This is a genomic window from Chryseobacterium sp. AG363, assembly GCF_003610675.1.
Classification (GTDB): domain Bacteria; phylum Bacteroidota; class Bacteroidia; order Flavobacteriales; family Weeksellaceae; genus Chryseobacterium; species Chryseobacterium cucumeris.
On the sequence record NZ_RAQF01000006.1, the window covers coordinates 173,513 to 200,292 of the forward strand.

23 protein-coding genes and 1 riboswitch are annotated in these 26,780 nt (G+C 36.8%); of the genes, 6 read left to right on the forward strand and 17 right to left on the reverse strand.

The features are described from left to right. Positions 1-54: 54 nt before the first annotated feature. Positions 55-160: riboswitch (SAM riboswitch) on the reverse strand. 89 nt (positions 161-249) lie between these two features. Together DEU39_RS21120 and DEU39_RS21125 are read right to left on the reverse strand one after the other, a co-directional pair. Beyond that, positions 250-3,087, reverse strand: a complete 2,838-nt coding sequence (locus tag DEU39_RS21120; protein ID WP_120233278.1) for an alpha-amylase family glycosyl hydrolase — start codon at positions 3,085-3,087, stop codon at positions 250-252. Positions 3,088-3,277: 190 nt separating this feature from the next. Then, positions 3,278-5,356, reverse strand: coding sequence for a T9SS type A sorting domain-containing protein (locus DEU39_RS21125; protein ID WP_120233279.1), 2,079 nt, complete (start codon positions 5,354-5,356; stop codon positions 3,278-3,280). A 153-nt stretch (positions 5,357-5,509) separates the two neighbouring features. Between DEU39_RS21125 and DEU39_RS21130 the strand changes: the two genes are divergently transcribed. Continuing rightward, positions 5,510-6,382 (forward strand): helix-turn-helix transcriptional regulator, encoded by an 873-nt coding sequence (locus tag DEU39_RS21130; protein WP_183037453.1) that lies wholly within the window; start codon positions 5,510-5,512, stop codon positions 6,380-6,382. Positions 6,383-6,474: 92 nt separating this feature from the next. Here the strand turns inward: DEU39_RS21130 and DEU39_RS21135 are convergent, their stop codons facing one another. Then, positions 6,475-6,759: a hypothetical protein gene (locus tag DEU39_RS21135; RefSeq protein ID WP_183037454.1), complete on the reverse strand. Its 285-nt coding sequence runs from the start codon at positions 6,757-6,759 to the stop codon at positions 6,475-6,477. A gap of 93 nt (positions 6,760-6,852) precedes the next feature. Then, positions 6,853-8,460: a fumarate hydratase gene (locus DEU39_RS21140; protein ID WP_062676059.1), complete on the reverse strand. Its 1,608-nt coding sequence runs from the start codon at positions 8,458-8,460 to the stop codon at positions 6,853-6,855. A 225-nt stretch (positions 8,461-8,685) separates the two neighbouring features. On the opposite strand from DEU39_RS21140, the gene fumC reads away from it, so the two are divergent. After that, a complete protein-coding gene (fumC, locus tag DEU39_RS21145; RefSeq protein ID WP_120233281.1) occupies positions 8,686-10,080 on the forward strand; it encodes a class II fumarate hydratase in 1,395 nt (464 codons plus the stop codon). Between the two features lie 74 nt (positions 10,081-10,154). Here fumC and DEU39_RS21150 read toward each other — a convergent pair whose 3' ends face one another. From DEU39_RS21150 to DEU39_RS21205, 12 genes are all read right to left on the reverse strand, one after another. After that, on the reverse strand, positions 10,155-11,195 hold the full coding sequence (locus DEU39_RS21150; protein WP_120233282.1) for an outer membrane beta-barrel protein: 1,041 nt from the start codon (positions 11,193-11,195) through the stop codon (positions 10,155-10,157). A 30-nt stretch (positions 11,196-11,225) separates the two neighbouring features. Beyond that, positions 11,226-11,834, reverse strand: a complete 609-nt coding sequence (locus DEU39_RS21155) for a hypothetical protein (protein WP_120233283.1) — start codon at positions 11,832-11,834, stop codon at positions 11,226-11,228. Then, a complete protein-coding gene (locus DEU39_RS21160; protein ID WP_120233284.1) occupies positions 11,821-12,381 on the reverse strand; it encodes an RNA polymerase sigma factor in 561 nt (186 codons plus the stop codon). Before DEU39_RS21160 ends, DEU39_RS21155 begins: the two co-directional genes overlap by 14 nt. Before the next feature lie 124 nt (positions 12,382-12,505). Then, positions 12,506-13,444, reverse strand: coding sequence for a Dyp-type peroxidase (locus DEU39_RS21165; protein WP_120233285.1), 939 nt, complete (start codon positions 13,442-13,444; stop codon positions 12,506-12,508). An 18-nt stretch (positions 13,445-13,462) separates the two neighbouring features. Then, the gene (locus DEU39_RS21170; RefSeq protein WP_062676066.1) at positions 13,463-14,179 is read right to left on the reverse strand and encodes an ABC transporter ATP-binding protein; all 717 of its coding nucleotides are present in this window, start codon (positions 14,177-14,179) and stop codon (positions 13,463-13,465) included. A gap of 3 nt (positions 14,180-14,182) precedes the next feature. Continuing rightward, the gene (locus DEU39_RS21175; RefSeq protein WP_120233286.1) at positions 14,183-15,649 is read right to left on the reverse strand and encodes a DUF5687 family protein; all 1,467 of its coding nucleotides are present in this window, start codon (positions 15,647-15,649) and stop codon (positions 14,183-14,185) included. Positions 15,650-15,725: 76 nt separating this feature from the next. Further along, the gene (locus tag DEU39_RS21180; RefSeq protein WP_120233287.1) at positions 15,726-17,375 is read right to left on the reverse strand and encodes a DNA repair protein RecN; all 1,650 of its coding nucleotides are present in this window, start codon (positions 17,373-17,375) and stop codon (positions 15,726-15,728) included. 129 nt (positions 17,376-17,504) lie between these two features. Beyond that, positions 17,505-18,410 carry a DUF4835 family protein gene (locus tag DEU39_RS21185; protein ID WP_120233288.1) on the reverse strand — a complete coding sequence of 302 codons (906 nt, stop codon included), beginning with the start codon at positions 18,408-18,410 and terminating at the stop codon, positions 17,505-17,507. A 36-nt stretch (positions 18,411-18,446) separates the two neighbouring features. Then, complete coding sequence (gene coaBC, locus DEU39_RS21190) at positions 18,447-19,652, reverse strand: bifunctional phosphopantothenoylcysteine decarboxylase/phosphopantothenate--cysteine ligase CoaBC (RefSeq protein WP_120233289.1); 1,206 nt, start codon at positions 19,650-19,652, stop codon at positions 18,447-18,449. Positions 19,653-19,775: 123 nt separating this feature from the next. After that, positions 19,776-20,099, reverse strand: a complete 324-nt coding sequence (locus DEU39_RS21195; protein WP_002983982.1) for a DNA-directed RNA polymerase subunit omega — start codon at positions 20,097-20,099, stop codon at positions 19,776-19,778. Positions 20,100-20,141: 42 nt separating this feature from the next. Next, a complete protein-coding gene (locus DEU39_RS21200) occupies positions 20,142-21,137 on the reverse strand; it encodes an outer membrane protein assembly factor BamD (RefSeq protein WP_062676071.1) in 996 nt (331 codons plus the stop codon). 103 nt (positions 21,138-21,240) lie between these two features. Beyond that, positions 21,241-21,870, reverse strand: coding sequence for a TetR/AcrR family transcriptional regulator (locus DEU39_RS21205; protein WP_047428771.1), 630 nt, complete (start codon positions 21,868-21,870; stop codon positions 21,241-21,243). A gap of 153 nt (positions 21,871-22,023) precedes the next feature. Between DEU39_RS21205 and DEU39_RS21210 the strand changes: the two genes are divergently transcribed. The 4 genes from DEU39_RS21210 (at position 22,024) to DEU39_RS21225 (ending at position 24,634) form a co-directional block, all read left to right on the forward strand. Next, positions 22,024-22,593, forward strand: a complete 570-nt coding sequence (locus DEU39_RS21210) for a TatD family hydrolase (protein ID WP_228436868.1) — start codon at positions 22,024-22,026, stop codon at positions 22,591-22,593. Further along, positions 22,586-23,311, forward strand: a complete 726-nt coding sequence (locus DEU39_RS21215; protein ID WP_062676073.1) for a ThiF family adenylyltransferase — start codon at positions 22,586-22,588, stop codon at positions 23,309-23,311. Before DEU39_RS21210 ends, DEU39_RS21215 begins: the two co-directional genes overlap by 8 nt. A gap of 101 nt (positions 23,312-23,412) precedes the next feature. Then, positions 23,413-23,784 (forward strand): ribonuclease P protein component, encoded by a 372-nt coding sequence (gene rnpA, locus DEU39_RS21220; protein WP_062676074.1) that lies wholly within the window; start codon positions 23,413-23,415, stop codon positions 23,782-23,784. 241 nt (positions 23,785-24,025) lie between these two features. Beyond that, positions 24,026-24,634 carry a DUF4126 domain-containing protein gene (locus tag DEU39_RS21225; RefSeq protein WP_120233291.1) on the forward strand — a complete coding sequence of 203 codons (609 nt, stop codon included), beginning with the start codon at positions 24,026-24,028 and terminating at the stop codon, positions 24,632-24,634. A 39-nt stretch (positions 24,635-24,673) separates the two neighbouring features. Here DEU39_RS21225 and DEU39_RS21230 read toward each other — a convergent pair whose 3' ends face one another. After that, the gene (locus DEU39_RS21230) at positions 24,674-26,779 is read right to left on the reverse strand and encodes a hypothetical protein (RefSeq protein WP_120233292.1); all 2,106 of its coding nucleotides are present in this window, start codon (positions 26,777-26,779) and stop codon (positions 24,674-24,676) included. Position 26,780 lies beyond the last annotated feature (1 nt).

Sequence of the window (26,780 nt, forward strand, 5' to 3'; positions counted from 1 at the left end):
TTTCCGCAGATACACAAGACTTCAAGAAATGGAATTTATATAGAATATTGACTTCACTTATCTCCCCCAAAGGGTTGGAATTAGCACCTTTACACTTCTGGAACCGTGTAGGTTGCTAAGGTTTCACCGGGCCAAATCCCTCCACCTTTCTTGATAAATCTACTGCAAAAGTAGACTATTTTTTTGAACTTACAAAAAAAGGCAAATCTGCTGATCCGCAAATTTGCCTTTATTATTTTATAATTTATTTTATTCAATAATCATCTTTTGAATGGCTATTCCTGTATCTGATTTCAACTGCACAAGATACGTGCCTGCTGGATAATCAACCTTCGCATCGTAAGTTCCGCTCTCTTTATCCAGTTTGAAAGTATCCAGTTTTTTACCGGTCATATCAAAAATTGAAATTTCACCTTTTTTTGCTTTATTGAAAACGAGGTGAGCGATTCCGTTGCGAACCGGATTATCCGCAATCTGAAGAGATAATTTGTTGACCGCATTGGTATCTACAGTAGACAACGCACCTGCATAATTTCCAAAGATTCTGAATTCTCCGGGCTGTAAAGTGATCGGAGCCGTTGTGGAAACTATATTCGAAATACTGTTATCCATTAAATTCCGCCATTGACCAGTGTAAGGGAAATAAGGCACTACATTCTGTGCGGAAGTCGTGTAATTGGCCAATACGACAACATTCTTTATTCCTGTTGTAATAGCTGCATCATACACATAAATTCTTGTGATAAGACCAGTAGGATCATTCGTAAGGTTATTGGATTCTATACTGTAAGTTTTAGATTTAAAAACCTGATGACTGTTTCTGATGTTGATGATTTTAGCCCATGTATCATAGACTGCTTTTCGGTTCGCATTGGTATCATATCCTAAAGTGAATGCTACAGGTTTTTCATCGGTTCTACATCCGCTGTCGATGGTACCATTCGCACATCTGTTGATGCTGAATTCATAACCTAATTCTCCAAACTGCCAGATCATTTTCGGACCTGGAATGGTAAAGAAGGTTGCCCCGAAAGTTTTCATTCTTTCAAGAGCGGTATTCAGGTCTTTCACATTGTAACCTCCGTTTATAGCACCATAGGTAAGGTTTTTAAACATCAGCCTCTCTTCATCATGGCTTTCTCCATAACCTACGGCACTCATATTGGTAAAACCGTGAAGACTGTGATTCATACGGTCGTAGTTGCTGTTTTCCTGATAGCCCATCGTATTCTGATTGTAAGGATCTGTCTGTTTATTCCAAAGCATAACGCCTTTTCCTTCTGCTATTCTGTAATTTGCCCATTGCTGTTCTTCTGCATCAGTTCCCAGGTGTTCGAAGATCATATAAGAATTGGGATCAATGGCCCATTGTTTATCAGCATAATTTTTCATGATATCCACTCTGTCCTGCTGGTAGGCATTGGTACAGGCCTCATCATTTTCAGAACAGCTTTGCGTAAATCCTTTGGTTAAATCCCAACGGAATCCGTCTATGTGATATTCCGTAAGCCATTGCTGAAGACATCTTTCAACGTAATATTGCGTTGAAAGACTTGTATGGTTAAAATCATTGAAGACATTGTATGAATGTTTCGGTACCTGGTTAAAGTAAGGATTGTTCGGTGCAACATCACCATAGCCGTCACCATCAGGATCAATATTCCAAAGTCTAACTAAAGGAGAGCGTCCTGTAGCATGATTAAACGCTACATCCAGAATGACTGCAATTCCGTTCTGATGACATAAATCTACAAATTCTTTGAATTTTTCCGGAGTTCCATAGGCTTTGTCTAATGCATAATGGAAAGAAGTATTGTATCCCCAGGAAAGATTTCCGTCAAATTCCATGATGGGAAGCAGTTCTATAGCATTGATTTTCAAATTCTTTAAATAGGAAATTTTATTAATCAGTGACTGCCAGTTCTTTTCTTGTGTGAAATCTCTCAATAACAATTCATAGACTACCAGATCTTGTTTTTCAGGTCTCTGAAAATTGGTAACCTGCCAGTTATAAGCGGTCTGGCCTGTTTTAAATGTTGACACTTCAAAACCCTGTCCGGCAGGAAATGCTGGTAAGTTCGGGTAGGTAGAAGCCGAAATCCACGGGTCATCGTAAGAAGATAAAATTTGTGGGGAATAAGGGTCTGCTACTTTTCTCAAATCATTTGTTCTGTATTGGAAGGTATAAAGTTGCTGAGGAGTGATTCCATTGAGTTCAATCCAGTACAGATCGGGATTTGTGGTGTCTTTTTTCATTAAATAGGTATCATTCACCGTCCAGTTATTGAAACTTCCTATGACGTGTACAAAATTTTTTCCCGGAGCATATAAAGCCAATCCCACCTTGGTTGGATCTGTCGGATGATAATTGATTCCCTGCTTGATCCAGTTGGGTATTGCCTGGGAAACAACATTTCTCGGAACCTGTACAATGAATGCTGCCGTTTTGGAATTGGTTCCCTGTGTCGCCACAAGTTCCATATTTGCATCCTGAGTAACCGTATAACTGTAAGAATAAGATTGTGAAGGCGTTGTTGTTGAATTGACAACAGTTCCGTTAGCTTTTAACTGAAATGTAACATTGGTACTTGCCGTCGCCGTAATAGTAATGGAATTTCCCGTAGGAACTGAAGTGAGGCTGTTCGCTAATGGATTTGTAAGCGTCAAGTTTAAAGTACCTACGTTTACAAAAATATCGGGTGAAGTCTGATGCGATCCCGTCTTATCCTTTAATAAAAACCCAAATCTTCCGATTCCTGTTCTTCCGAAAAATGAAGCTGGGGTAAATGTTATTGAATAGCTGTCTGTTGTGGCATTGTAATTCAGTTTATTCAGATCATTGGAATTATTCCAGCTACCATTGGTAGGGCAATCCTGACTGTTCTGATAATTGGTATCAAACGACCAGGTCCACATATAAATGGCATTATTGGAAACTCCCCAGGCAGACTCGTCAATCTGATCACCTGGAACTGTAAGCGTAATGGCATCTGTTTCATTGAATGGATTGGGAGAAATTGTATAATTGATCTGACCAAAAACACCTATTGTAATCAGCAGAAAAACAACGGAATAAAATTTTCTCATATCTTATTTTTTATCGAATATAGTGTTATTTTTTATTCATAACCATCATTTTGAATCAGTTTTCGGGAAATATTTCATTTTTTTGGAAAAAATCAAATAAAAAGACTCATAAAAATTTCATGAGCCTTCCAATAAAAGTAATTGTAATGAACTAATTTCTTTTGGCGAAATCTTTGGTATTGAATTTCGCTTAATTTTTTATAATCTTTTTAGAAATGGATTGTCCATTCTTTAATTTTAATTCTACAATATACAACCCTGAAGGAAGTTCAGTCATGTTGATCTGATGATCCGAGAACTGTACATTCATTCTTTGTCCTACAGCGTTCACAACGTTTACTTTTTCAATTCCTGAATCAGCTTTAACCATAAGAATTCCTTTTGTAGGGTTAGGATACACTCCAATTACAGATTGATTCAGTTTGGTTTCTGAAGTACTCAAAGAAGAGGTAGGCTTGATGCATCTTACTGATGATCCCTGTCCTCTCATAGCTCCGGCCGACGGATTGGCAATTGTCGATCCGATATACAGATATTTCGCTCCTAAACTTGATGTATCTGAACTCCAGAAATACCCTCTTTGCCCTACAAAAGTAAAGTTCCCGTCACTGGAGCTTCTGTATCCTCCTGCCGGTAATTTGAGATTGCTGCTGTAAGCTGTTGCCGGATTACCAATACTTTCTGCTCCTATTAAAGTTGTCCAGTCTGCCTGAGAAGGCATTTTCCAGTCTGGTCCTATTGCTTTACAAGGATCTATACCTACAGAAGCATTGACATCTGCAAGTGATGCCCCATTCCATGTATCTCCACTTGCAAAATTTGCCCACCATGCCGGAGATCCTGCAACATAAGCTCCAGCAGTGGTACTTGCTCCTTCCGGAGTATTAGGAGATGGTGCTGGTACCATCTGGGAATTTCTAAGCTGGTGTCCATCATCCCATCTTCCCCATTGGAAAAGGTCTCCATAAGAATTCGCATCCGCTGATGATGTAGCCACCTGTAAGCTTCCAAGGTTCTGCTGAAGCCAGATTTTTCCGTCTGCTCCTCTTACCGTAGTATAAGCAACCTGTTGTCCGCGATACATAAAACTTACACAACCAATATCACCAACATTGGTTCCAGGATCTGTATTGCTGCATGTTTGTGGATTAAAGTTCAGAGAAACTCTTTTCACCTTTGTTGTATTGTCGGAATAAGCCAAAACAAGATAATTTTGTGCCTTATCTATTGCTAAATCATTGTATTTTGCTTCACCATCTGAAACAAAATCTCCTCCAAAAGGAACCCAGTTTTGCGAATCGTCTAATTGATAAACGGTATTTCTCAGGAAATTATCATTTTCAAAACGGCTGGCTACCACATATGGCTTTCCTGATTCTGTTACTGCTAAGGCAACATGCTGTACTCTTCCCTCTGAGAAGTTGGCATTTCCAACCTGTACCCAGGAGCTTCCGTCAAACTTTCTGACATTCAACTTCCTTCCTCCTCCAGAGTTAGAAACATAAGCAACATAGATTCTGTTTGCTCCATCTAAAGCAATATCAGCATTATACTGCTCTCCTGATGAAGAATCATCTGCTGCTGTTCCGCCTACCAGTGTCCAGTTTTGTGCTGAGCTGGCATCTGTACTGTTCTGATATACTTTTATCCCTCCGGAAACATTGCAGGTATACACCATATTATTGGTTCCTATTACCATCTCAGCAAATTCAGCACCTCCTGAAAAACCTGCATTTCCTACCTGTTCCCATGCACCTCCGGAATATTTTTTTACTGTTCCGGAACCGTAAGATCCATAAGTGAATATAATATTATCAGAAGATACCGCAGAAGCCTGATAATTTACCGAGCTGTCTGTAGCATTAGGAAGCTGAGACCATAAAGAGCCTGTAAATAAACGTACTTCCATCCCGGAGCCTGGATAACCAAGCTGATTGGTATAATAAATACTGTTTCCGTTTGGACTTATAGACAATGAGTTATAAGTGGCTGTTCCTGTAGTTACGCCTGGAACACCGCCTAAGTAAGACCATGAGCTTCCGCTAAATTTCTGAACAGAACCTTTAGCTACAGAAACATCATAATAGGACAGATAATAATTTCCTGAATTGTCAATAACAAGATTATTGAAACCACTTCCTCCTGCAGATACATCCTGAATGCCTCCAACATTTTCCCATTGCTGGGCACACATATAGCTTCCAGCAACGGCTAGCAATGCTAATCCTGTTCTGATTTTCCGTATTGCAAAATATAAATCTTTAAACATATGAATATTATTTTTAATTATTCTAAATTTAATTTAATTTTGCGCAAAAGTACCTCAGACAATTAACCCCGAGTTATCATTTTCGAACTTTTGGTTATCCTGCGAAGGACTTTTATCTTAAGAAGTTGTACCATGGCTGTAAAAATGTGTTGTATGAGGAGTCAATCAAAAAGTGAACATTTGTTCATATCCGAGGACATCAAAATCATCATGCAGGAAGACCTTTGTCCTGATCAATCCTTCAAGTGTTATATGCTGGAGGGAAAGTCAAGTTTTAATTTGATTTTCATGTTGAGTGACGGCATTAATTTAGAAGGTCATGATTGCGGCACTCAGTTTTTATTCAAGAAAAATCAATATATACTTCATTATTCTTCCAAAGAAGGTATTGCTGAACTATGGACAGAAAATCAGGAAATTCTGAGGTATCTCCACATTCAGATTAATTACCAATATATCTTTAACCTCATCAATCCCGAGCTTAATTGTGAAAATGCTGAAATTTTGGAAAATATGATTCATAATAATTTCATTTTCCTTCATAAAGAAACGCCACCGGACATGACGGTTGAGATGCATATGATTGTTAAAGAAATTCTTGGTTATAGCAAACGGGGAATTATGCAGAAGTTATTCATAGAAGCAAAGATTATTAAACTTCTTATCCTGATCTTTGAGCAATTTAATGAGAAAAATATTCTCGAGGATACTCCAAAAACTCCTGAAATGATCAGGAAATTCATTGATGAAAATTATCATAGAAATATAAAAGCAGAAGAGATTGGAAAATATATAGGAATTAATCAAAATGTCATCAGGAAAGAATTCAAAGCCCGATATCATACAACGATTGCTCATTATATTTCGGAGCTCAGAATGTTGAAAGCCAGGAAACTGATCACAAATAAAGAGATTATGATTAAAGAGATTGCTATTGAATGCGGCTATGAGTACCTCCAGAACTTTACCCGTGCTTTCAAAAAGAAATTTGGGGTATCTCCTGAAAGTCTGAGGACTAATAAATAGAAAAACCGCTTAATTGCTTAAGCGGTCTATATATGTTGTTTTGCTTTGATATTACTTTTTCAGAATTCAGGTGAAAAAGCAATGACAATCAATTAATGATGATGTCCGTGATCGTGAAGGAAAGGTCCGTTTCCTTTCGGCTCGTTATAGATAACTTCTACACCTTCCTGCTCAGTAATAAGCTTTCTTCTGATATCTTCAGGGTCGAAAGACTTTACTTTTCCGAAATACTCTTTCAAACCTTCAGTTAGCCACATTGGGATTACTAATCCGAAGAACATAAAAATACACCAGAATCCTACTAAGAACATAGTAATGAAGAATATAGTCCAAAGGAACTGGTAGAACGGCCAAAATGCTGATAATATCGTTATCATTCTCTTAAAGATTTTAGGCAAAAATAGAACTTTTTTCCCTTTTACACAAAAGATCAGCGTTCTATTTTGTTATTTATTTTAATTTTAAACTAATTAGTGAGCAAGATTTGCGAAGAAATCATTGCCTTTATCATCGGAAATGATGAATGCCGGGAAGTCTTTTACCTCAATTTTTCTTACGGCTTCCATTCCTAATTCCGGGAAGTCTACTACATCTACAGACACAATATTATCTTTTGCAAGGATAGCAGCCGGTCCTCCGATAGATCCAAGATAGAAACCTCCGTATTTATGACATGCATTGGTAACATCTTTACTTCTATTTCCTTTTGCCAGCATGATCATGCTTCCACCGTGGCTCTGGAACTCGTCTACATAAACGTCCATTCTTCCGGCAGTGGTAGGTCCGAAACTTCCTGAAGCCATTCCTTCCGGAGTTTTCGCTGGTCCCGCGTAATAGATTGGGTGGTTTTTGAAATATTCAGGCATTGGTTTTCCACTGTCAATAATTTCTTTGATTTTTGCGTGAGCGATATCTCTTGCTACAATAAGAGTACCGTTCAGTTTTAATCGGGTTTTGATCGGGTATTTGGAAAGCTCTGCAAGAATTTCCGGCATTGGTTTGTTAAGGTTAATCTCAACAGCTTCTTCCAAATGTGGTGGAGTATCAGGTAAGAATCTTTTCGGATTCTGCTCTAATTGCTCCAGGAAGATCCCTTCTTTTGTAATTTTCCCTTTGATATTTCTGTCTGCAGAACAGGAAACTCCCATTCCTACCGGACAAGATGCCGCGTGTCTCGGAAGTCTGATCACTCTTACATCGTGAGTAAGGTATTTTCCTCCAAACTGAGCTCCGATGGCACTTTCCTGGCAGATTTTCTGAACTTTAGCTTCCCATTCAAGGTCTCTGAATGCCTGTCCGGCCTCATTTCCTTCTGTCGGAAGATTGTCGTAATATTTTGCAGATGCTTTTTTCACTGCTGCAAGGTTGGCTTCTGCTGAAGTTCCTCCGATTACCAATGCTAAGTGGTAAGGCGGGCAGGCAGCCGTTCCAAGATCCGAAATCTTTTCTTTAATGAATTCTTCAAGAGATTTTTCGTTCAATAAGGATTTCGTCTTTTGATATAAGAATGTTTTGTTGGCAGAACCCCCTCCTTTTGTTAAGAACAGGAATTCGTAATAATCTCCTTTTTTAGCATAGATATCAATCTGTGCAGGAAGGTTAGACCCGGAATTCTTCTCATCAAACATCGTTAAAGGAACGACCTGAGAATATCTTAAGTTTCTTTTCTGATAGGTATTGAAGATTCCCTTACTTAGATATTCACCATCATCTACTCCCGTGTACACATTTTCTCCTTTTTTCCCCATTACGATAGCCGTTCCTGTATCCTGGCACGAAGGAAGAGCTCCCTCCACAGCTACTGCAGCGTTTTGTAAAAGGTTATAAGCAACGAATCTGTCATTATCTGTAGCTTCAGGATCATCAATGATTCTTCTAAGGCTTTCTAAGTGTGAAGAACGAAGCATGAAAGAAACATCTGCCATCGCTTCTTCAGCTAACAGTTCCAATCCTTTAGGATCTACTGTTAAAATTTCTCTGTCACCCAGTTTTTCAACCTTTACATAGTCTGATGTAAGTTTTTTGTACACCGTATCATCTTTCTGAATAGGATACGGATCCTGATATCTAAAATCCATTCAATTTTTGTTTCTACAAAAATACGCCTCCTTTAAAAAAATATGAGTAAAATCAGTCATTTAAATTGATATTTATAATGATTATAAATTGGAGGTTTCTGAGTTTATAAGTAACTTTATAGAAGCTAAATAAACAAAGCCAAAATATTATTTATTTCATTAAACATGATACTACCAACAATTTTTTTGGCGTAAAAAATAAAAGATCATACAAATTTCAACACTATGAATTACAGAATAGAAAAAGACACCATGGGAGAAGTGCAGGTACCTGCAGATAAACTTTGGGGTGCACAGACGGAACGTTCCAGAAATAATTTCAAAATAGGACCTGAGGGTTCAATGCCGCATGAAATCATTGAAGCTTTTGCTTATCTGAAGAAGGCTGCCGCTTATGCCAATACTGATCTGGGAGTACTTCCTGTGGAAAAAAGAGATATGATCGCGAAAGTATGTGATGAAATTCTGGAGGGAAAATTGAATGACCAGTTTCCTCTGGTGATCTGGCAGACGGGTTCCGGAACCCAGTCGAACATGAATGTCAATGAAGTAATTTCAAACAGAGCACACGTCAATAACGGCGGAACATTGGGTGAAAAATCTGAAATCCACCCGAATGATGATGTGAATAAATCCCAGTCTTCGAATGATACCTATCCCACTGCTATGCACATTGCTGCGTATACCAAAGTGGTGGAAGTAACCATTCCGGCTGTTGAGAAACTAAAAAATACGTTGTATGAGAAATCAAAAGCCTTTAAAGATGTGGTAAAGATCGGGAGAACCCATCTCATGGATGCCACTCCACTTACTCTTGGACAGGAATTTTCAGGTTATGCAGCCCAGCTGGAATTCGGATTGAGAGCTTTAAAAAATACCCTACCTCATCTTTCTGAACTGGCATTGGGAGGAACAGCCGTAGGGACAGGTTTGAATACACCCAACGGTTATGACGTAAAAGTGGCGGAATATATTGCCCAGTTCACTAATCATCCTTTCGTTACTGCAGAAAATAAATTTGAGGCCCTTGCTGCTCATGATGCGATTGTAGAATCTCACGGAGCTTTAAAGCAACTGGCAGTTTCTTTATATAAAATTGCTCAGGATGTAAGATTACTGGCATCAGGACCACGTTCCGGAATCGGGGAAATTCATATTCCTGAAAATGAACCGGGATCGTCTATTATGCCGGGGAAAGTAAATCCTACTCAGAATGAAGCAATGACGATGGTTTGCGCTCAGGTCTTAGGAAATGACACTACAATTTCATTTGCAGGAACTCAGGGGAATTATGAGCTGAATGTTTTCAAACCGGTAATGGCTTACAATTTTTTACAGTCTGCCCAACTGATTGCTGATGCATGTATTTCCTTCAACGATCATTGTGCGGTAGGTATTGAGCCGAATCATGAGAGAATTAAAGAACTGGTAGACAAATCTTTAATGCTTGTTACGGCTTTAAATACTCATATCGGATATGAAAATGCTGCTAAAATTGCTAAGACGGCCCATAAAAACGGGACAACGTTGAAAGAAGAAGCCATTAATCTTGGTTTGCTAACTGCTGAACAGTTTGACGAGTGGGTAAAACCTGAAGATATGGTAGGAAGTTTAAAATAATGATTCTATAACTGATACAATGTAAAAACTCCGGGAACTGTTCCCGGAGTTTTCATTTTACTGTCAAAATATATTTAATCTAATCCAATGGCCAAGCCAAATATCAATGCTTTATCATTTTTGAAATAACTGTCTTTAAAGAAGTTACTGAAATCTTTTTTAACAAACACGCTGAAACTGTTGTACGAAAATGTAATCTGTGCTCCATATACAAAAGGATTCACCTGATAGTTTCCGCGGTCTCTGGTTTCACCGTCATTTCCTTTTACAATATTGTTGGTAGACATTTTTACGCCACCATATACATTGGCTCCAATTTTAAATCCTGTGTAATAACTTCTGTACTGGATATCCATTCCGGCATTTTTAAGTTTTGAGAAATTATACTGCATTCCAAGGGGAACCATGATATATCCGGTTCTCAATTTGCTTTTATCAAGGTTTCCGTTGTATTGCGCCAAAGCGACTCCCTGATCTGCACTTCTTGTAAACAGCATATTATTATCTGCTCTTACTGTTCTCCAGGAAAATCCTAACCCGGAAATTACCGCCCACGGGCTTGTTCTGCTAAGCTGATAGTTCAGTTTCAGACCAAACTCCAGGTTATTGGCATATCCTATGTTTTTATCCAGGACATTATCCTGAGCACTGTTTGTAAGTGTCATGATTCCATAAGAGAAATATCCTGTAAAGCTTCTGCTGGGACGGAATTTTTTCAATAATTTTTCTTTAAGCTCTTCTTTAGAGGTAACATCGGTATTCAGAAGGGAATATCTTACCTGCTTTTGAATAACGTCATCCAGATCAAAGCCAAGTTCCTCAATTCTTTTATCCATTTTCTCAGAATAACGGTCTGCAATCTGAGCTTTTTCTCTGTCAAAATCTGCCTTATCCAGGTTTTTTGCCTGCAGAACCAACAGTTCTTCTTCCATCAGCTTTTTTTCTTCCTGAATGATGGTATTGATCTTTGCAGCATATTCCTCTACTTTTTCTTTTACAATAGGGCTTACCTCTGTATCTTTTTTAGAAGACAGGTTAATATTGAATGTCTTTTGTGCATAGAATGATGCTGAAAAAGAGCACAGCAATCCCATTACGATTAATTTCTTGATCATATTATTAATTTTTAAATTTTTACGGATATGTTATCTGGCATTCAAATCAATAGTAGCCACATTACTTCCATCCTTTGTTTTTTCGATAACATCTTTATGCTCTACTGAGAAAAGAAGTGTGGATGGGTCTACATATTTTTTCTTTTTAACCGGAGTTTTTATAGAATCGGCTTTTGCCATCATCTTAGGATTAGAAATCTGAGTGATATCCAGTTTCTTCAAAGGAAGAGTTTCTTTAGGAATAAGCTTATTCTGGTCCATTGCCATAGGAGAAATAGCTTCTTCCTTATCCTGAGAAAGAGTTTTTTTCACCTCCTTTTTATCATTATTTTCAACTGCCAGCGGAACATGATTCTGAACCGGATCTTTTACAATTTCTTCTGTAGTATTTTTTCCGGTTTGTTTCACAATTTCCTGCTGAGTTTCGGAAGGTTGATTAAGAAAAAAAAGAACGCTTCCCAAGCTGAATGTCAAAATCAAACATGCCGCTACTAAAAACCAGTTCATTTTTGATTTGAAACGGTGACTATTGTTATTCTGAAGCTCAATTTCGGACCACAGATTGCGTGATGGAGTGATTTCTCTCTCCTCAATCTGTTTTTTGATCTGAAATTCAATAGTATCTTTAGATGTTTTCATTTTTCACTTTTTTTTGTTGTTGAAAGTAGATCTTTCTTAATTTTTCTTTTGCTCTGAACAGCTGTGTTTTGCTGACAGCCACTGAAATCTGCAAAGTATCAGCAATTTCCTGATGAGAATATTCTTCCAGTACATACAGGTTAAAAACCATTCTGTAGGCATCGGGAAGCTGATCCAAAAGCTCTTGTGCATTAAAATCACAATCAATCTCTGCTTCATGGATATCTTCATGAAAAGATTGATTAATCTCGTCCAGATAGAAAATAGTTTTATGACTTTTGATAAAATTCAGGCATTCATTTACAACAATTCTTCTTGCCCAGCTTTCCAGGTTCGACTCTCCTCTGAAGCTTTCTATGTGCTTAAAAATTTTACAGAATGCTTTAATGAGACAATCTTCGGCCTGATACAAATCGCTCACATAGCTTTTGCTTACACTCAGGAATCTCTTTACATTCTGTTCATAGAAAATCTTCTGTGCAGCCGGATCCTGTTTCTTCAGGAGGCTTAACAAATCATTCTTTTTATTTCTGAACAAAAGTTTCATGCTTATGCTGTTTCTATACTAAAGACAATCAAAACAAAAAAAGGTTACAATTTTTGAAAAAAAAAATTTATTTGTATTATTTAATTAAAGAAAAAGCCACCCTGAAATGAGGCAGCCTTGCATTTTATCCTGAAAATTCATCAAGCAAATTTCTGGTAGGAACAAAGAAAAGCGTTCCTGTAACTGCCGTGCTGAAATCTAAAATTCTGTCATAATTTCCCGGAGGATCACCTATAAACATTTGGGTCAACATTTTTTTTGTTGTTGCAAATGTACTTGAATAGGCAATAAAATAAGTTCCGAACTCATTGGTAGAGGGATTTCCGAAAGGCATATTATCTCTGACTATTTTCAATTCTTCACCGTTTTCGCCCTCGATATTAGCTAAGGCAATGTGTGAATTTGATGGTTTTACATCATCAGACATTTCAATATCATTCTCTTTTGATCTTCCGATCACTTTTTCCTGCTCTTCCGTGGATAAGCCTTTCCAGGCATCCATGTTATGAAGATATTTTTGAACAAAAAGATAGCTTCCTCCTTTATACTGAAGGTCTTCATCTCCTATTTTTCCAAAATAATCACGGTCGTCTCCATGCGGATTTTCCGTTCCGTCTACAAAACCAAGAATGGAACGTGCATCCCAGTATTTGAATCCATGAACCTCCAGAATACTTTCGGCCACTGAGCTCAATAACCTGGAAATTTCGACAGCCATATCAAAAATAAGGCTTTTATTGTCTGCTCTCAGATGAAAATGAAGATCTCCGGGAGTAGAAACTGCGGTATGTTTCGTTCCTTTTATTTCTTCAAAATTGACTAATTCTTTGGGCATTGGTGTCTGAAGTTCCAGTTTTCTCCATGCATCTGCACCAATTCCCATGACACAGCTTGCTCTGCTGTCCGGGAAACGGTTAAACACTGAATTATTAAGATTTAAAACCAAAGCACATAGTTCCTGAAAAACTTCTTTCAGCTCAGGGCTGTCATTAAGTTTCCAGACCATGAAAATAGTATTGCTGTTGGGATAATCTGTTACATTCTGTGATTCTATTGTATTCATACCTCTATTTTTGTGGTATTAAATATCCGAAACTGAAACCTGATCTGCAAAATATTGTTCCAGATCTTTCAATGTTTCCGGATTAGTCTGAATATCTTTTACCAAAAGACCTTTGTTCACCACTACAATTCTGTTGCAGACTTCTGTGGTATGGGAAAGATCATGGCTGGAAATAAGGAAAGTAACGCCATCCTGTTTTGATAATTCCTTGATCAGGTTTTTAAGCTTAATCTGGGTAGACGGATCAAGGTTAGCAAAAGGCTCATCAAGAATAATTATTTCAGGATTCCCGATAATTGCTCCTACGATTCCCACTTTTTTCTGATTTCCCTTTGAAAGATCACGGACATATTTCCCGGATTTCAGGATTTCACCATTGAAAAAATCATGAAAGGGTTTCAGGAATTCATCTACAGATGCTTTATTCTGACCTCTCAGCTCCCCGAGAAAATAAAAATATTCCTCCGGAGTAAGATATCCAATGAGAAACGTATCATCTACAAATGCTGATACTTTATTTTTCCAGGCTTCGGATTCATTGACTTTAATACCATCAATGCTTACAAATCCTGTCGTAGCCTGAATCAGATCCAGCATCAGGCTGAAAAGAGTTGTTTTTCCTGCTCCGTTATTTCCTACAAGGCCAAATGTTTCCCCTTTAGGAATTTCAAGATTTTCGATATTAAGAACCGTTGCTTTTCCGTATGTTTTTGATAGATTATGTATATTGATCATGGCTTAATTTATATTTTTAAATGCATCCAATGTGCTGTATTTCTCTCTTTTATATTGTTTTACAATGATATCGAAGATTTTCTCTCTCAGAAAAAAGCCGATAATTCCTATAATTGCAATACTTATCACTCCGCCAGTAATTCCCCATAGATATTTTGTCAGGGCAAATACTCCCATTGGGAGAAGCATTTTAGGAATCAGCAGAAGCATTGTCACTAAACTGAAACTTCCTTTTTGCCCCATTCTTTTCTCTTTTGAATTCAGGTCGATCTGATTTTTATTGAAAGCTCCGGACCACAAGGTAAATTGAGAGTTAACACCTATATTATATAATCCTGCCGCAAAGAATGTAACATAGATCTCCCAGCCAAAGTACGCATAACAGAGAGCAATGACTACAGAAGCAGCTGTTATAATATTCATCAGCCACCATTTCGCTTTCAGATATTCTTTGTAAGGAACATTCAGAGTCATCATCAATGGAAAATAGGAACTGTCAAAAGCAGGTACGCGCTGCCCGAACAGAAACTGAAAACCACCTGTTACAAAAAGTCCCATAACCATCATCATTGCCGGAGTTTTGTAGAGTGAAGAACTAAACATCAGCAATCCATAGAACAAGAACATAAAGCTTCCAAACAAAATTCCTTTGGTTACTTTATTGCGTCTCAGCATTCTGATATCATTATTGATAAATGCTCCGATAACACCATATTTATTCAGGAAGGCAATATTTTCTGTTTTCCCGACTGTTTTCTTGGCTTCAAGCCCCTGATCAAGATAAAATTCATTGCGAAGGTAGCGGAAACATACCCACCAGAGTATTACAAACAATAGAACAGGAATCAGTGCAAAGTAAGGTTTTTCATACAAGCTGAAGAAAACCGATTCAGAATAATATAAAACTGGAACAATATTATAATACCCCAACGCTCCTATACCCAGAAAGCATACTCCTGTGATAACTGCCAGCGTTTCTTTCCCATTGAAAAAGATATTGATAAAATTATTCATGTAAAGTAATGAAACCGCCCCTATAAGCCATAATAAGACTCCTGGAATGCTGTATCCATTGAATAATGCAATCAGTGAAAATGTAATAAAGAATAAGGAACTCAGCCAACTGAATGCTGAAAGAAACGTCTTAGCCAGCATATAATTGACCAATGTATTCTTCCTGATATTCATGGTAAGAAACGGCTTAATATTCTGTGTAGGGATTTCCTGCCAGAGATATTTAAGAACAAGATCAATAATCCAGGCAATGATCATGAATTTTGAAACTACCTTTAAAGGATCCTGGTGCATTTCCTCCTGAATGTAGAAAAAGGCAATAAATGCTCCACCCACAAGACATCCGATAAAGTAAAGAATTCCTATAAAACGGAGAATTTTCATGGTCAGATTGATCCCTAAAGATGTACCACGAAAAAAGCTTTTGATTTCAAGCCTAAGGAACTTTAGAAACATATTTTAGTTTTTATACATTAGTAAATATAATGTAAAATATGTTACAAATTTTTAAGAAAAAAGTGGATTTATTTAATTATCCTATAAGCTCTTTTGCCTGTGCCAAGGCTGCTTCCGTAATTTTACTTCCAGAAAGTAACTGGGCAATTTCGTTCAGTTTTTCTTCACTGCTTAATGGAATAATAGTAGATTGTGTTCTGCCGGAAATATCTTGTTTTACTACTTTATAATTATCGTTTCCTTTAGCAGCAACCTGTGCAAGGTGGGAAATAACAATCAATTGCATGTCTTCAGACATTTCTCTCATCAGGTTACCGATTTCTTCAGCTACTTTTCCTGAAACACCAGTGTCAATTTCGTCCAGAATAAGGGTTGGCAACTCATCACTTTCTGCAATAATTTTCTTTACAGCAAGCATTACTCTTGATCTTTCTCCTCCGGAAATAGCCGTTTGAATTGGTTTTAAAGGGAAGCCGGAGTTGGCCTGAAACAATAATTGAATACTTTCCTTTCCAAACTGATTAAATTCGTCAGCATCCTGCAATTCTATATCCACCTTTGCTTTTTCCAGTCCTAATTTCTTGAGAAGACTTTCTGCTTTTTTGATGAAAACAGGAACATTCTTATGTCTGTTCTTTGAAAGTTTTGAAGCAAGGCTCAGAAGTGTTTTTTCTTTTTGAGAGATCGTTTCTTCAGTTTCTTCAATCTGTAATTCTAAATCTGAGGCTCCTTTCTGATCTCCAGCCAGCTGATTTCTGATCTCAATCAGTTCATTAAGCTCTGAAACATTATGTTTAAGAAATAACGCATTGATTTTATTGTTAAGATCGGTAAGATATATCAGGTTTTCAGGATTGATTTCAACTCTTTCCGCTTCATGCTCCAACTCAGAGATAATGTCTTTAAGCTCTACAAAAGAGGTTTCCAATCTTGAATCAAGTTCAGCAAAACTGGTAGAAATTTCGGAAATTTTTGAAAGTTTACTGGTCGCTTCATTAAAGAATGACAGAATCCCTATTTCCTCCTGATGAAACCTTGACAGAATCTGGCCTACATTTTCAGAGATCATTCCTGCATTTTCCTGGATAGAAAGCTGGTTTTGAATATCCTCATAATCAACATCGTCAAGCTTGAGCTCTTCCAATTCGTTGAGTAAAAATTCTTTATAATCGCTTTCTTTATTGAATTCCGAAAGTTGGGTTTTCAGTTTTTTCAATAACAACTTCAGCGTTTGAAATTCAGAAAACTCCTGTTGATACTCTTCAATGATTTTTTTATTCTCAGAAAGCCCGTCGATAATTTTAAACTGATATTCTGAGGTAAAAAGATTGGATGTTTCAAATTGAGAATGGATATCAATCAGTTGTGAGGAAAGCTCTCTAAGAATATCTAACGTTACCGGCACATCGTTGATAAATGCACGGGATTTCCCTGAGGGAAGTATTTCTCTTCGGATAATAGTCTGAAGTTCGTAGTCCAGATCATTCTCTATAAAGAATTTCTTAAACTGATTATTGAGAGAAAACTCGGTTTCCACCACACTTTTCTCTTCAGCTTTGGCGATTGATTTTACATCTGCTCTTTCACCTAAAATAAGTCGAAGAGCACCTAGAATAATAGATTTCCCCGCCCCCGTTTCACCGGTAATAACCTGTAAACCATTTTTCAATGATACTTCAAGGGTATCAATCAGGGCAAAGTTTTTAATGTAAATTCTCGAAAGCATTGATAATCCGGGTTATAATCCAATTTGAGTTTGAACTGTAAAAATAAGTTTTTTTAATGAGTTAAGAAATCGTTTTTTGACTGTTCACTCATCCATAATGCTAACTGTTTTTAAACCTGCTCACAAATCCTAGACTTTCCATTTATTCCACTTATTCTCTATATTCTTTGGTGAAAGGATGATCATTGTCTGTTTAAGATCATTAAGAATCAACCCTCCATTATTTCCGGAATTGAAAATATTGAAAATTTCATCGCTTTTGGTATCCATGAACTGGTTAAAGAAAAACGCCTGCTGGAAATTATTTTCGTACATTTTTAGTTGCATCAGGGCATCAAAAATGACTTTTTTCCCGGCAGTCTGATCCTGGTTGAAAAGATTATCTAATCCAGCTCTATGGTAAGTATAAATGGTAGAACGTAACTGATTCCAGTTGGGGTTCATAATTTCGTTAATCAAAATAGAACGGCTTCTTGGCTCGTTGATGGTATTCCAGCCCTCATAGTTTCTGTTTTGGGAATTCTGTGCAATCTGCTGTGCTTTTGCGTACCATTGTGATCCTCCCATAGACTGGAAACTATCCGCATCAAGACCTAAAATAACATAAATATAGAAACTGATTACATCGGTAAGATTTTTCCCGGAGAATTGTCTTTCATTAAAAATAAGACTCTCATTTTCAATATATTCAAAAGCAAATCTCTGATCCTGAAGATTAATTAAAGGAGATTCATAAGTCGTATTGTACACAGGTCTTACTGCCTGAATCACAATAGATCCTTTGAATTTGTTAACATCTCTTTCTGCAATAACAATAGAAAAAGCACATTTTATTTTTTCAAAATTCTGAAGTCTTTTACCTGTCCAGCTGGTATTATTGATAAAGTCCCGGAGACTTTTCTCCAACGCTTTGTACGCCTGCTGGTTACTTCCACCCAGCTGTTGGGAGTTTACTTGCACTGTTGCCAACAGCTCCTGAGAAAAACTTTGGGTATATAGAAATAACAGAAAAAATAAACTTATAATTTTTTTCATTGCCTATTAAAAATTGAGAACGGAAATTTATTAAAATTATTTTAAAAGTTGAGCCTCAACAAAATTGAGAATATCTTTTGCTACTTCATCCTTGGATTTCAGATTGAATTCCTTCTTTTCTGTTTTAGTAAATATCTTGATTTTGTTGGTATCATTTTTAAAACCGGCTCCTTCATCGCGCAAGGAATTGAGAACGATCATATCCAGATTTTTCTTTTCCAGTTTTCCTTTGGCATTTTCTTCTTCATTTTGCGTTTCCAGTGCAAATCCTACCAAAAACTGATGGGTTTTCTTTTCTCCCATTGTTTTAAGGATATCGGGATTCTTAACCAATTCTATCGTAAGATTTTCAACATTCTTTTTGATTTTTTCCTTCGCCACTTCTTTGGGAGCATAGTCTGCTACTGCAGCACTGGCAATTCCTATGTCTATGCTGTCGTAAAATTCAAATACTTTTGTAAGCATTTCTTTGGCTGAAGTCACTTTATGAAGTTCAACGTTCGGATCATTGATGGTTTGAAAACTCGGTCCTGAAATCAGAATTACTTTAGCTCCTCTTTTTGAAGCTTCTTCTGCGAGAGAGAATCCCATTTTTCCTGATGAATGATTCCCGATAAATCTTACCGGATCTATTGCTTCATAGGTAGGTCCTGCGGTAATTAAAACCGTTTTTCCTTCAAGGCTTCGGGATTGGATATCCGAACTTAAATATTGTTCTACCGTATTAAAGATAGTTGCCGGTTCTGCCATTCTTCCCTGCCCGATCAGTCCACTGGCCAACTCTCCATTTTCCGCAGGAATGATAATATGTCCAAAGCTTTCTGCCAGCTCCAGATTCTTTTTTGTAGAAGGGTGTGCATACATATCAAGGTCCATTGCAGGAGCTATGAATACAGGACATTTTGCAGACATATAGGTGGCAATAACAAGATTATCACACATTCCGTGAACCATTTTTGACAGTGTATTGGCCGTACATGGAGCAACGATCATAACATCCGCCCACAGGGCCATTTCCACATGACTGTTCCATGTTCCGTTATCACTATAAAAATCCGAATACACGGATTTTTTGGATAATGTAGACAGGCTTAGTTTCGTTACAAAGTTTTCTGCATCAGGAGTCATAATAACCTGTACTTCGGCACCTTTCTTCACAAAATCTCTGATCAGAAAGTGAATTTTGTAAGCCGCAATTCCTCCAGAGACAGCGATAAGTATCTTTTTACCGGAAACACTCATTTAGTTCTAATTTTTTGAAATACTAAAGTACTTATTTTTTCCCACACAATGAGGCTTTAAAACAACAAAGGTCATAAAAGAAGTAAATTCCTTTATGACCTTGATTTATTAAAATACAGAAGATTATTTTCTTTCTTCTGTTTTTCTGAAATAAACATCATCATTTAACCATTCTTCAATAGCAATTGAAGTTGGCTTTGGAAGCTTTTCGTAATGTTTAGAGATCTCAATTTGCTCTCTGTTTTCGAAAACCTCTTCTAATGTAGAATTGTGAACGGCAAATTCATCCAATTTGTTGTGAAGTTCCGTACGGATCTCCGCATTGATCTGCTCTGCTCTCTTTCCCATGATAACAATAGCTTCATAGATTGAACCTACTTTATCTTCAATCTTATCTTTGTCGTAAGTAATAGTATTTACTTCTGCTTTTGTATCTTTTACACTCATTTTGAGAAAATTATTTTTATTTTAAGATGGCAAATTTACGAATTATCTTTGAATTTTGAAAGTCGCTGCAGGAGGAGGTGTCTTAAGTGCTGCACTGTCCCTCTGTAACTGCATTGCTTTCTTTTCATTGCTGATTTGATCCTTGATTTGCTGTTCTGTTTTATCTTTATCTGCCAGTTTTTCAGCTTCTTTTTTCTGTTTTGCTGTTAAAGCCGCAATTCTGGCCTCAGTTTGTTTTTTAACAACTACGAAGTTCTGTTTTTCTTTTTCCAGTTTTTCTCTAAGATCTACTGCTGTTTTAGAATATTCTGTGTTGGGAAGTTCTTTCTCTACCAGCTTTGTATAAGTAAGAGCACTTTCAATACGTTCATCTTTGAGACCATATACAGATTTCATTGCCAATTCATAACGTGACTTCATGATATAGTCATAAATCTTTGAACGAAGTTTTGTACTTGGAAAATCTTCCAAAACATTTTCAAATGCTACATTGGCTGCTTTATACTCACCCATTTTGTAGTATTGTCTTGCATTTTCATAAGCTTTAAATTCCAGCTTATAAGACAATTCATCAATTAACTGGCTGATATTCTTAGATCTTTCAGAGTTGGGATAATTGTTCAGGAATTCCTGAAGTTCATTAATGGCCAATTCTGTACTCGACTGATCCAGGTTGTAATCCATAGAACCTTCATAGTAGCATAATGCAGACATATAGGCTGCTTCTTCTGCTCGCGGGTCTTTTGGAAAACTTACTGCAAAATTCTTAAACTGGTGTCCTGCCAGCTTATAACTTTTGTCGTAATAATTGGCATAAGCTGTATTGAAACCTACGTTAGGAAAATCATCTGTTCCCGCCACAAGATTGGCAAGTCTGTCGTAAAGAGCCAATGCATTTTTCCATTTTTTCTTGGCAAAATTTTCATTAGCTGCCTTTAAGATAAATTCTTTATCAGCACTTCTCATTGCTCTCTCCTGCTGACTTACACAAGATGTAATCACCGCTACAGCAAAAAGACCTAAAATATATTTTTTCATATATAAAATTCAACAGTTTTCGGATTATACAGCCGATTTACTAATTTGCAAAAATATAACTTTTTTGCCAATAGATTTTTTTTTATGAATATTTAACGTAATTTTAGTCTGCAGCGTATCCCAAAATCGCAAAAACACTTAATAAAAGATTCATTCTCACCTTTTTCTCTGCTTCTTTTGCATAGGTTTCCTCATTTTTGCTCGGAACATAAAGCTCATAGAAATTTTTATTCCTGATGACAAATAAAGTGGATCCGATGATCATGGTAAGAATGTCTTCAGGTTTGGGCGTAAAAGTAAAAACTCCTGATGCGACACCTTTTTTAATGACTTCATCCAGTTTTTTCACAAATAGCTGATAGAAATCCAGCAGTTCATCTTTCAGATTCTCTGTATGACGAAGCTCCTGGGTCACGAAACCATGAAAATAATTATACTTGAAAAGCTGAGAAACAATATATTTAATCATTTCCCGTAATTGCATTTCAGGCTTACCATCCTTGATCGTATCTGCAAATTCTGAAAAATTCTCTCTTGTTTTCAGTACTCTGTACTGATAGAGATAGGACATCATTTTCTCTTTAGAACCGAAGTAATAAGAGATCATGGCGACGTTGATATTTGCTTTGGAACAAATATCTCTTACAGAAGTTCCCTCATATCCTTTCTTGGCGATGAGCTCTTCTGCAATATCCAATATGTGAATCTGTTTTTCTGTAAATTTTTTTTTCATGAAGTGTACTTTGAGTAAAGTTAAGAAATTTTTAACACATTTATAAACGATCGTTTAATAATTTTAAATTAATTCTGAAAATACTTACTTTTGAATATGGATTTTTTTGATTTTCATCATCATAAGAAATATGTCAAAAACGGAATTTACAACATGAACATTGAGCAAATTCCGCCTGATTTCCCTTATTCTATTGGAATTCATCCCCAAGATATTGATGTTAACAATCTCGAACAGCAGTTTTCATGGATGAAAAGTATGATGTTTCAAAATTGTTTTGCCATTGGTGAATGTGGTTTAGATTCTTTAGTTTCTATAGATCAGAAAATTCAGGAAGACGTTTTTTTAAGACAGATCAGGATCGCTAATGAAGTCAAAAAACCCATGATTATTCATTGTGTAAGAAAATTTTATGAGGTCATTTCTTTTAAAAAGAAAGCCGAACAGCCCATGATCATTCATGGTTTTAATAAAAAACATCAAATTGCCGAAGACCTTCTTGCCAATAATTTTTACCTGAGTTTTGGAAAAGCTGTTTTGTATAATTTATCTTTGCAGGATATTTTGAAAAACACTCCATTAGACAAACTCTTTTTAGAAACTGACAATGAAGATTTTAGCATCGAAGAATTGTATGATAAAGTTTCGGAAATAAAAGGTATTTCTTTGGAACAGCTCAATGAACGAATTTTAGAAAATTTACACTCAATAAAAAATGGATAAGTACTGGTTGGAAAGAACGGAGCTTCTGGTAAAAGAAGAAGGCTTGGAAAAATTGAACAAAGCTACTGTTTTGGTTGTTGGTTTAGGCGGCGTAGGTTCTTTTGCAGCTGAATTTCTTGCAAGAGCCGGAGTTGGCAATATGACGATTGTGGATGGTGATACCGTAGACATTACCAATATCAACAGACAGCTGCCGGCTTTACATTCTACCATTGGAAAGCATAAAGTAGAAGTGGTAGCTGAAAGACTTTTAGATATTAATCCCGATCTTAATTTAACCAAAATCAATGAGTTTCTAAATCCTGAAAGAATGGATGAAGTTCTGGATTCTGCAAAATTTGATTATGTTTTAGACTGTATTGACAGTGTAACGCCAAAACTTTGTCTGATTATCGCTGCCAAAAGAAGAAGGATAAAAATTGTAAGTTCAATGGGTGCCGGTGGAAAAACCGATCCAAGCAAGGTAATGGTAAGGGATATCAGCAAAACTGAACACTGCCACCTCGCAAGACAGGTAAGAAAAAGGCTGAAAAAAGTAAAAATTGACAAAGGAGTCCGTTGTGTTTTTGCCAATGACATCCAGGATGAGGAAAGTCTGAAAATGACTGACGGGACCAATTATAAAAGATCTTTTTACGGAACAATAAGTTATATGCCTGCCATTTTCGGGTTGTATACCGCTTCAGAAGTGATTAATCATTTATTAAATCAGGATTAAAATATTTTCTCATGTATTTCACAGATTTTTAAAACGATTTTCATGTCTTAATGTGTGAAATATGCGGGAGAAAAATAAAAAAATATATTTACATTTCGTAAATGACAAATTCCAAATATCCCAGAGCGGAAAAGCTCAAAAAAAACACAGAGATCAGTTTGCTTTTTGAGAAAGGTAAATGGAGAACAAGCGGAAACCTTAGAATTATTATTCTAAAGGATAAGCCCAACCTTTCTGTAGAAACTGCAAGATTTGGAGTTTCTGTTTCTAAGAGATATTTTAAAAGAGCAGTACACAGGAATCGTATCAAAAGGTTACTGAGAGAATGCTATCGTCTGAATAAAGATCTTTTCAGGCAAGCCTTTGGAGAAAAAACTATGGCAATGCTGTTTTGGGTTTCTTCTGAGATGCCTCCTAAATTTCAGGATGTGGAAGCACAGTTTATCAAACTCTGTGAAGCGCAGAAAAAATAATCTTTTCTTTAAAATAAAAAGATCTGTGAGACATTTTCTTGCAGATTTTTTTATTTCCCACAGATCACACAAATTTTCAGATAAGTATGTATAAAATATTTTTACGCTACAATAAACCACGAATTGCAAAGCTCGAGACTCGTATCACGTATCACTCGACCCCAAACTCAGACATTAGCAATACTCCAAATATCATATAGTTTTTGTATTTTTAGAGAAAACAATAAATCTGAAAATTAATATGTTAGATAACGTTCCCTATTTTTCTTATATCATCAGTGCATTTATTGGGATTGGATTAGCAGCTGCTACAGGCTTCCGGGTATTTCTTCCTATGTTTATTGTAAGCCTTGCCTCCTATTTCAACTGGATTCCCATGAATGAGCATTTTGAATGGCTTGCTGGTCTCCCTACACTTATTACAACAGGAATAGCCACTATCATTGAAATACTTGCTTATTACATCCCTTTTGTTGACCATTTACTGGATACTGTTTCTATTCCCATGGCAACAGTAGCTGGTTCCATATTATTTGCGAGTCAGTTTGCTGATCTTGGAACTTTCCCACAATGGGCTTTGGCATTAATTGCCGGTGGAGGTACAGCAGCTACCATCAGCTCTGGATTTGCAGGAATAAGGGCTGCTTCTACTGCGACTACCGGAGGTTTAGGAAACTCTATGGTAGGAACAACAGAGACAGCTGGTGCAGGTATCATGTCTGTTCTCGCAATGGCAGCTCCGGTAATAGCGGCCATATTTGCTCTAATCACATTAATTGTTGTTATTGTATTTGGGCGGAAGGCCTGGAAAAAATTAAAAAGCACTAAAAGCAATTCTCAGAAGTTATAAAATGAAAAAGGTACTGATGAGAACAGTACCTTTTTCATTTTAATTTTTACTTCTGAAGTCTTTAATATCTTTAATCTTGGATTCAAAATAGTCTTTCTTCTCAGGACTCTTTTTGATCAATATTTCAAATGCTTTTATGGCCTTTGTATAGAGTTTCTGTTCAAAATAAAGATTCGCCAATGTCTCTGTCATCAAATGTGAGATATCGTCATTCTTTTCTTTTACAACATAGGTACTTTCTTCTTTTAACTGACTGATTCTAGGGTTGTTTTCAATAAAGGTTTCAATAGCCTTTTCTTTAATTTCTGACTTTTCCTTTACAATTTCTTCTGTTCTGCCAATCTTAAGCCAGCTCTGCCACGTATTGATAAAACCTGGAACATTGCTGTCTATTGATGATGGAGTAGTATTTTTCATAGTAACCTCCTGTACTTTTTCTACTACAGGTTCTTCTTTCTTTTCTTCAACCTTAAGGGTAGAAATATCGGTTCCGAAGAATGAAACATTCATTACGGGAACATCTTCTTTTAAAGTTTCTGTTACCGTTTTTTCTTCTTCAGTTGATTCACTTGGGGCAGCATTATCATCTTCAGTTTCTGAAGTCTCCACTACTGGCAAAACTTCTTCCTTAACAGCTTCTGTAGATTGTGTCTCTTCAGTAATACCTTCAGACTCAGTAACAGGAGCTGCTTCCACTACCAGAGATTGTATTTTGGGAGCTGATGCTTGTTCAGGTTTACTGATTAAAGAATCTGGCATATTGGATTCCACACTCATCGGTTTCCATGCAGACTGTACTTCAGAGGTTTCTTCTATCTTTTCTTCAGCCAACTCAGAATTAGTCTCTTCTACAGGTAATTGATTTTCAATAACTCCTTCCTGTACAGGTTCTTCTTTTATTTCTTCAGGCTTATTGTCACTGGTTGACCAGAAATGAAAGCTTTGAGTATCAGCGAAGCTAATTTCATGATCCTCAACTGTTTCAGGCTCTATTTCTTCCTCTTGCTGAGCAAGTTTAGTTTCCTTCATTTTTTTCTCAACCTCTTCAATCAGGCGTCTCATTTCCTCCTCATGTTTATTGATGTTCGGTTGGGAAATTTCAACAGTCTCCATTACTTCTTCGCTGTTAGCCTGGATTTTAACGTCTGGCATAAATGAATCTGTTCCATGGAAACTTACTTCCGCATCAGATATTTCCACTGAAGGCAATCCTTCATTACCATTTTCTTCTTTTACACCAGAAATCGGATCTTCATCGATGATGGTTTCTGGTGTAAAGTCTTCTCCGGCTTCTGCTTCAGCTTGTATTTTTTCCTGGTGAGCAGATTCTTCCTCAGAAACCAATTCAGTTTTATGGCCGGATTCCTCTTTTACAGGCTCTTCTTCTGCTGCTGCCTCACTATTTACTTCTGATACTAAAGGCGCTACTTCATGAAAACTGGTATTTCCTTCTTCTTCAATATTGTCTTCCTCTTTTTCTGAAGAAATCTGATCTTCGCGAATGATAGTTTCTGCCGTAAACGCCTCTCCATCATTCTCCTTAGTTTCAACTTGTCCGGATTCTACTTTCTCCCCAACCGGTTCTTCAACTGTAGACTCAGTCTTCTGGGTTACCAGAGTTCCAGATTCAAGGGTAGATTCAATATCTATGGTTTCAGAATTTTGGTCATTCAGGAAGTTTTCTTCTCCTTCAAATAAAATTCTGTTTCGTTCACCGTTTACATAAATGTGTTTAACTTCCTGTGCGGTTGGTAAGACACAAGTACTTTTCTCCTCTTCCAAAGGTTTTTCCAAAGAAACTTCTTCTTCTCTTCTGATGGGGAAGGATTGGATCTTTGGAGTAAATTGGGCAGGTTTTTCAATTGTTTTAGAAGGTTTCTTTTCTTCCACAATTTCGGGTTTCACCTCCTGTCTGATCTTTCCGTTGATCAGCTGATATAAAATCTTTTTATCAGTAGTATATGCAGCCGTTACAGAAAGCTCCTTCTGATAGTTTTCTTTTTCATACAGATGCACTCCATACAGATGAAGCGCCCTGATATTCTGAATATAAGGAAAAGTGTGAATCTCTTCTTTCAAAAGACCAAGGTCTTCTAACTGAATATTTTTCGGATTTTTTATTAATTCTAAAACTCTCGGATTCATC

Coding starts and splice junctions, on each gene's coding strand:
- DEU39_RS21120 (WP_120233278.1), bottom strand. CDS start 3,087: ATGAGAAAATTTTATTCCGTTGTTTTTCTGCTGATTACAATAGGTGTT.
- DEU39_RS21160 (WP_120233284.1), bottom strand. CDS start 12,381: ATGAAACTTTTGTTCAGAAATAAAAAGAATGATTTGTTAAGCCTCCTG.
- DEU39_RS21175 (WP_120233286.1), bottom strand. CDS start 15,649: ATGTTTCTAAAGTTCCTTAGGCTTGAAATCAAAAGCTTTTTTCGTGGT.
- rnpA (WP_062676074.1), top strand. CDS start 23,413: ATGACAAATTCCAAATATCCCAGAGCGGAAAAGCTCAAAAAAAACACA.
- DEU39_RS21195 (WP_002983982.1), bottom strand. CDS start 20,099: ATGAGTGTAAAAGATACAAAAGCAGAAGTAAATACTATTACTTACGAC.
- DEU39_RS21135 (WP_183037454.1), bottom strand. CDS start 6,759: ATGATAACGATATTATCAGCATTTTGGCCGTTCTACCAGTTCCTTTGG.
- DEU39_RS21140 (WP_062676059.1), bottom strand. CDS start 8,460: ATGGATTTTAGATATCAGGATCCGTATCCTATTCAGAAAGATGATACG.
- fumC (WP_120233281.1), top strand. CDS start 8,686: ATGAATTACAGAATAGAAAAAGACACCATGGGAGAAGTGCAGGTACCT.
- coaBC (WP_120233289.1), bottom strand. CDS start 19,652: ATGAGTGTTTCCGGTAAAAAGATACTTATCGCTGTCTCTGGAGGAATT.
- DEU39_RS21180 (WP_120233287.1), bottom strand. CDS start 17,375: ATGCTTTCGAGAATTTACATTAAAAACTTTGCCCTGATTGATACCCTT.
- DEU39_RS21185 (WP_120233288.1), bottom strand. CDS start 18,410: ATGAAAAAAATTATAAGTTTATTTTTTCTGTTATTTCTATATACCCAA.
- DEU39_RS21130 (WP_183037453.1), top strand. CDS start 5,510: ATGAGGAGTCAATCAAAAAGTGAACATTTGTTCATATCCGAGGACATC.
- DEU39_RS21150 (WP_120233282.1), bottom strand. CDS start 11,195: ATGATCAAGAAATTAATCGTAATGGGATTGCTGTGCTCTTTTTCAGCA.
- DEU39_RS21125 (WP_120233279.1), bottom strand. CDS start 5,356: ATGTTTAAAGATTTATATTTTGCAATACGGAAAATCAGAACAGGATTA.
- DEU39_RS21215 (WP_062676073.1), top strand. CDS start 22,586: ATGGATAAGTACTGGTTGGAAAGAACGGAGCTTCTGGTAAAAGAAGAA.
- DEU39_RS21205 (WP_047428771.1), bottom strand. CDS start 21,870: ATGAAAAAAAAATTTACAGAAAAACAGATTCACATATTGGATATTGCA.
- DEU39_RS21210 (WP_228436868.1), top strand. CDS start 22,024: ATGAACATTGAGCAAATTCCGCCTGATTTCCCTTATTCTATTGGAATT.
- DEU39_RS21230 (WP_120233292.1), bottom strand. CDS start 26,779: ATGAATCCGAGAGTTTTAGAATTAATAAAAAATCCGAAAAATATTCAG.
- DEU39_RS21225 (WP_120233291.1), top strand. CDS start 24,026: ATGTTAGATAACGTTCCCTATTTTTCTTATATCATCAGTGCATTTATT.
- DEU39_RS21155 (WP_120233283.1), bottom strand. CDS start 11,834: ATGAAAACATCTAAAGATACTATTGAATTTCAGATCAAAAAACAGATT.
- DEU39_RS21200 (WP_062676071.1), bottom strand. CDS start 21,137: ATGAAAAAATATATTTTAGGTCTTTTTGCTGTAGCGGTGATTACATCT.
- DEU39_RS21170 (WP_062676066.1), bottom strand. CDS start 14,179: ATGATCAATATACATAATCTATCAAAAACATACGGAAAAGCAACGGTT.
- DEU39_RS21165 (WP_120233285.1), bottom strand. CDS start 13,444: ATGAATACAATAGAATCACAGAATGTAACAGATTATCCCAACAGCAAT.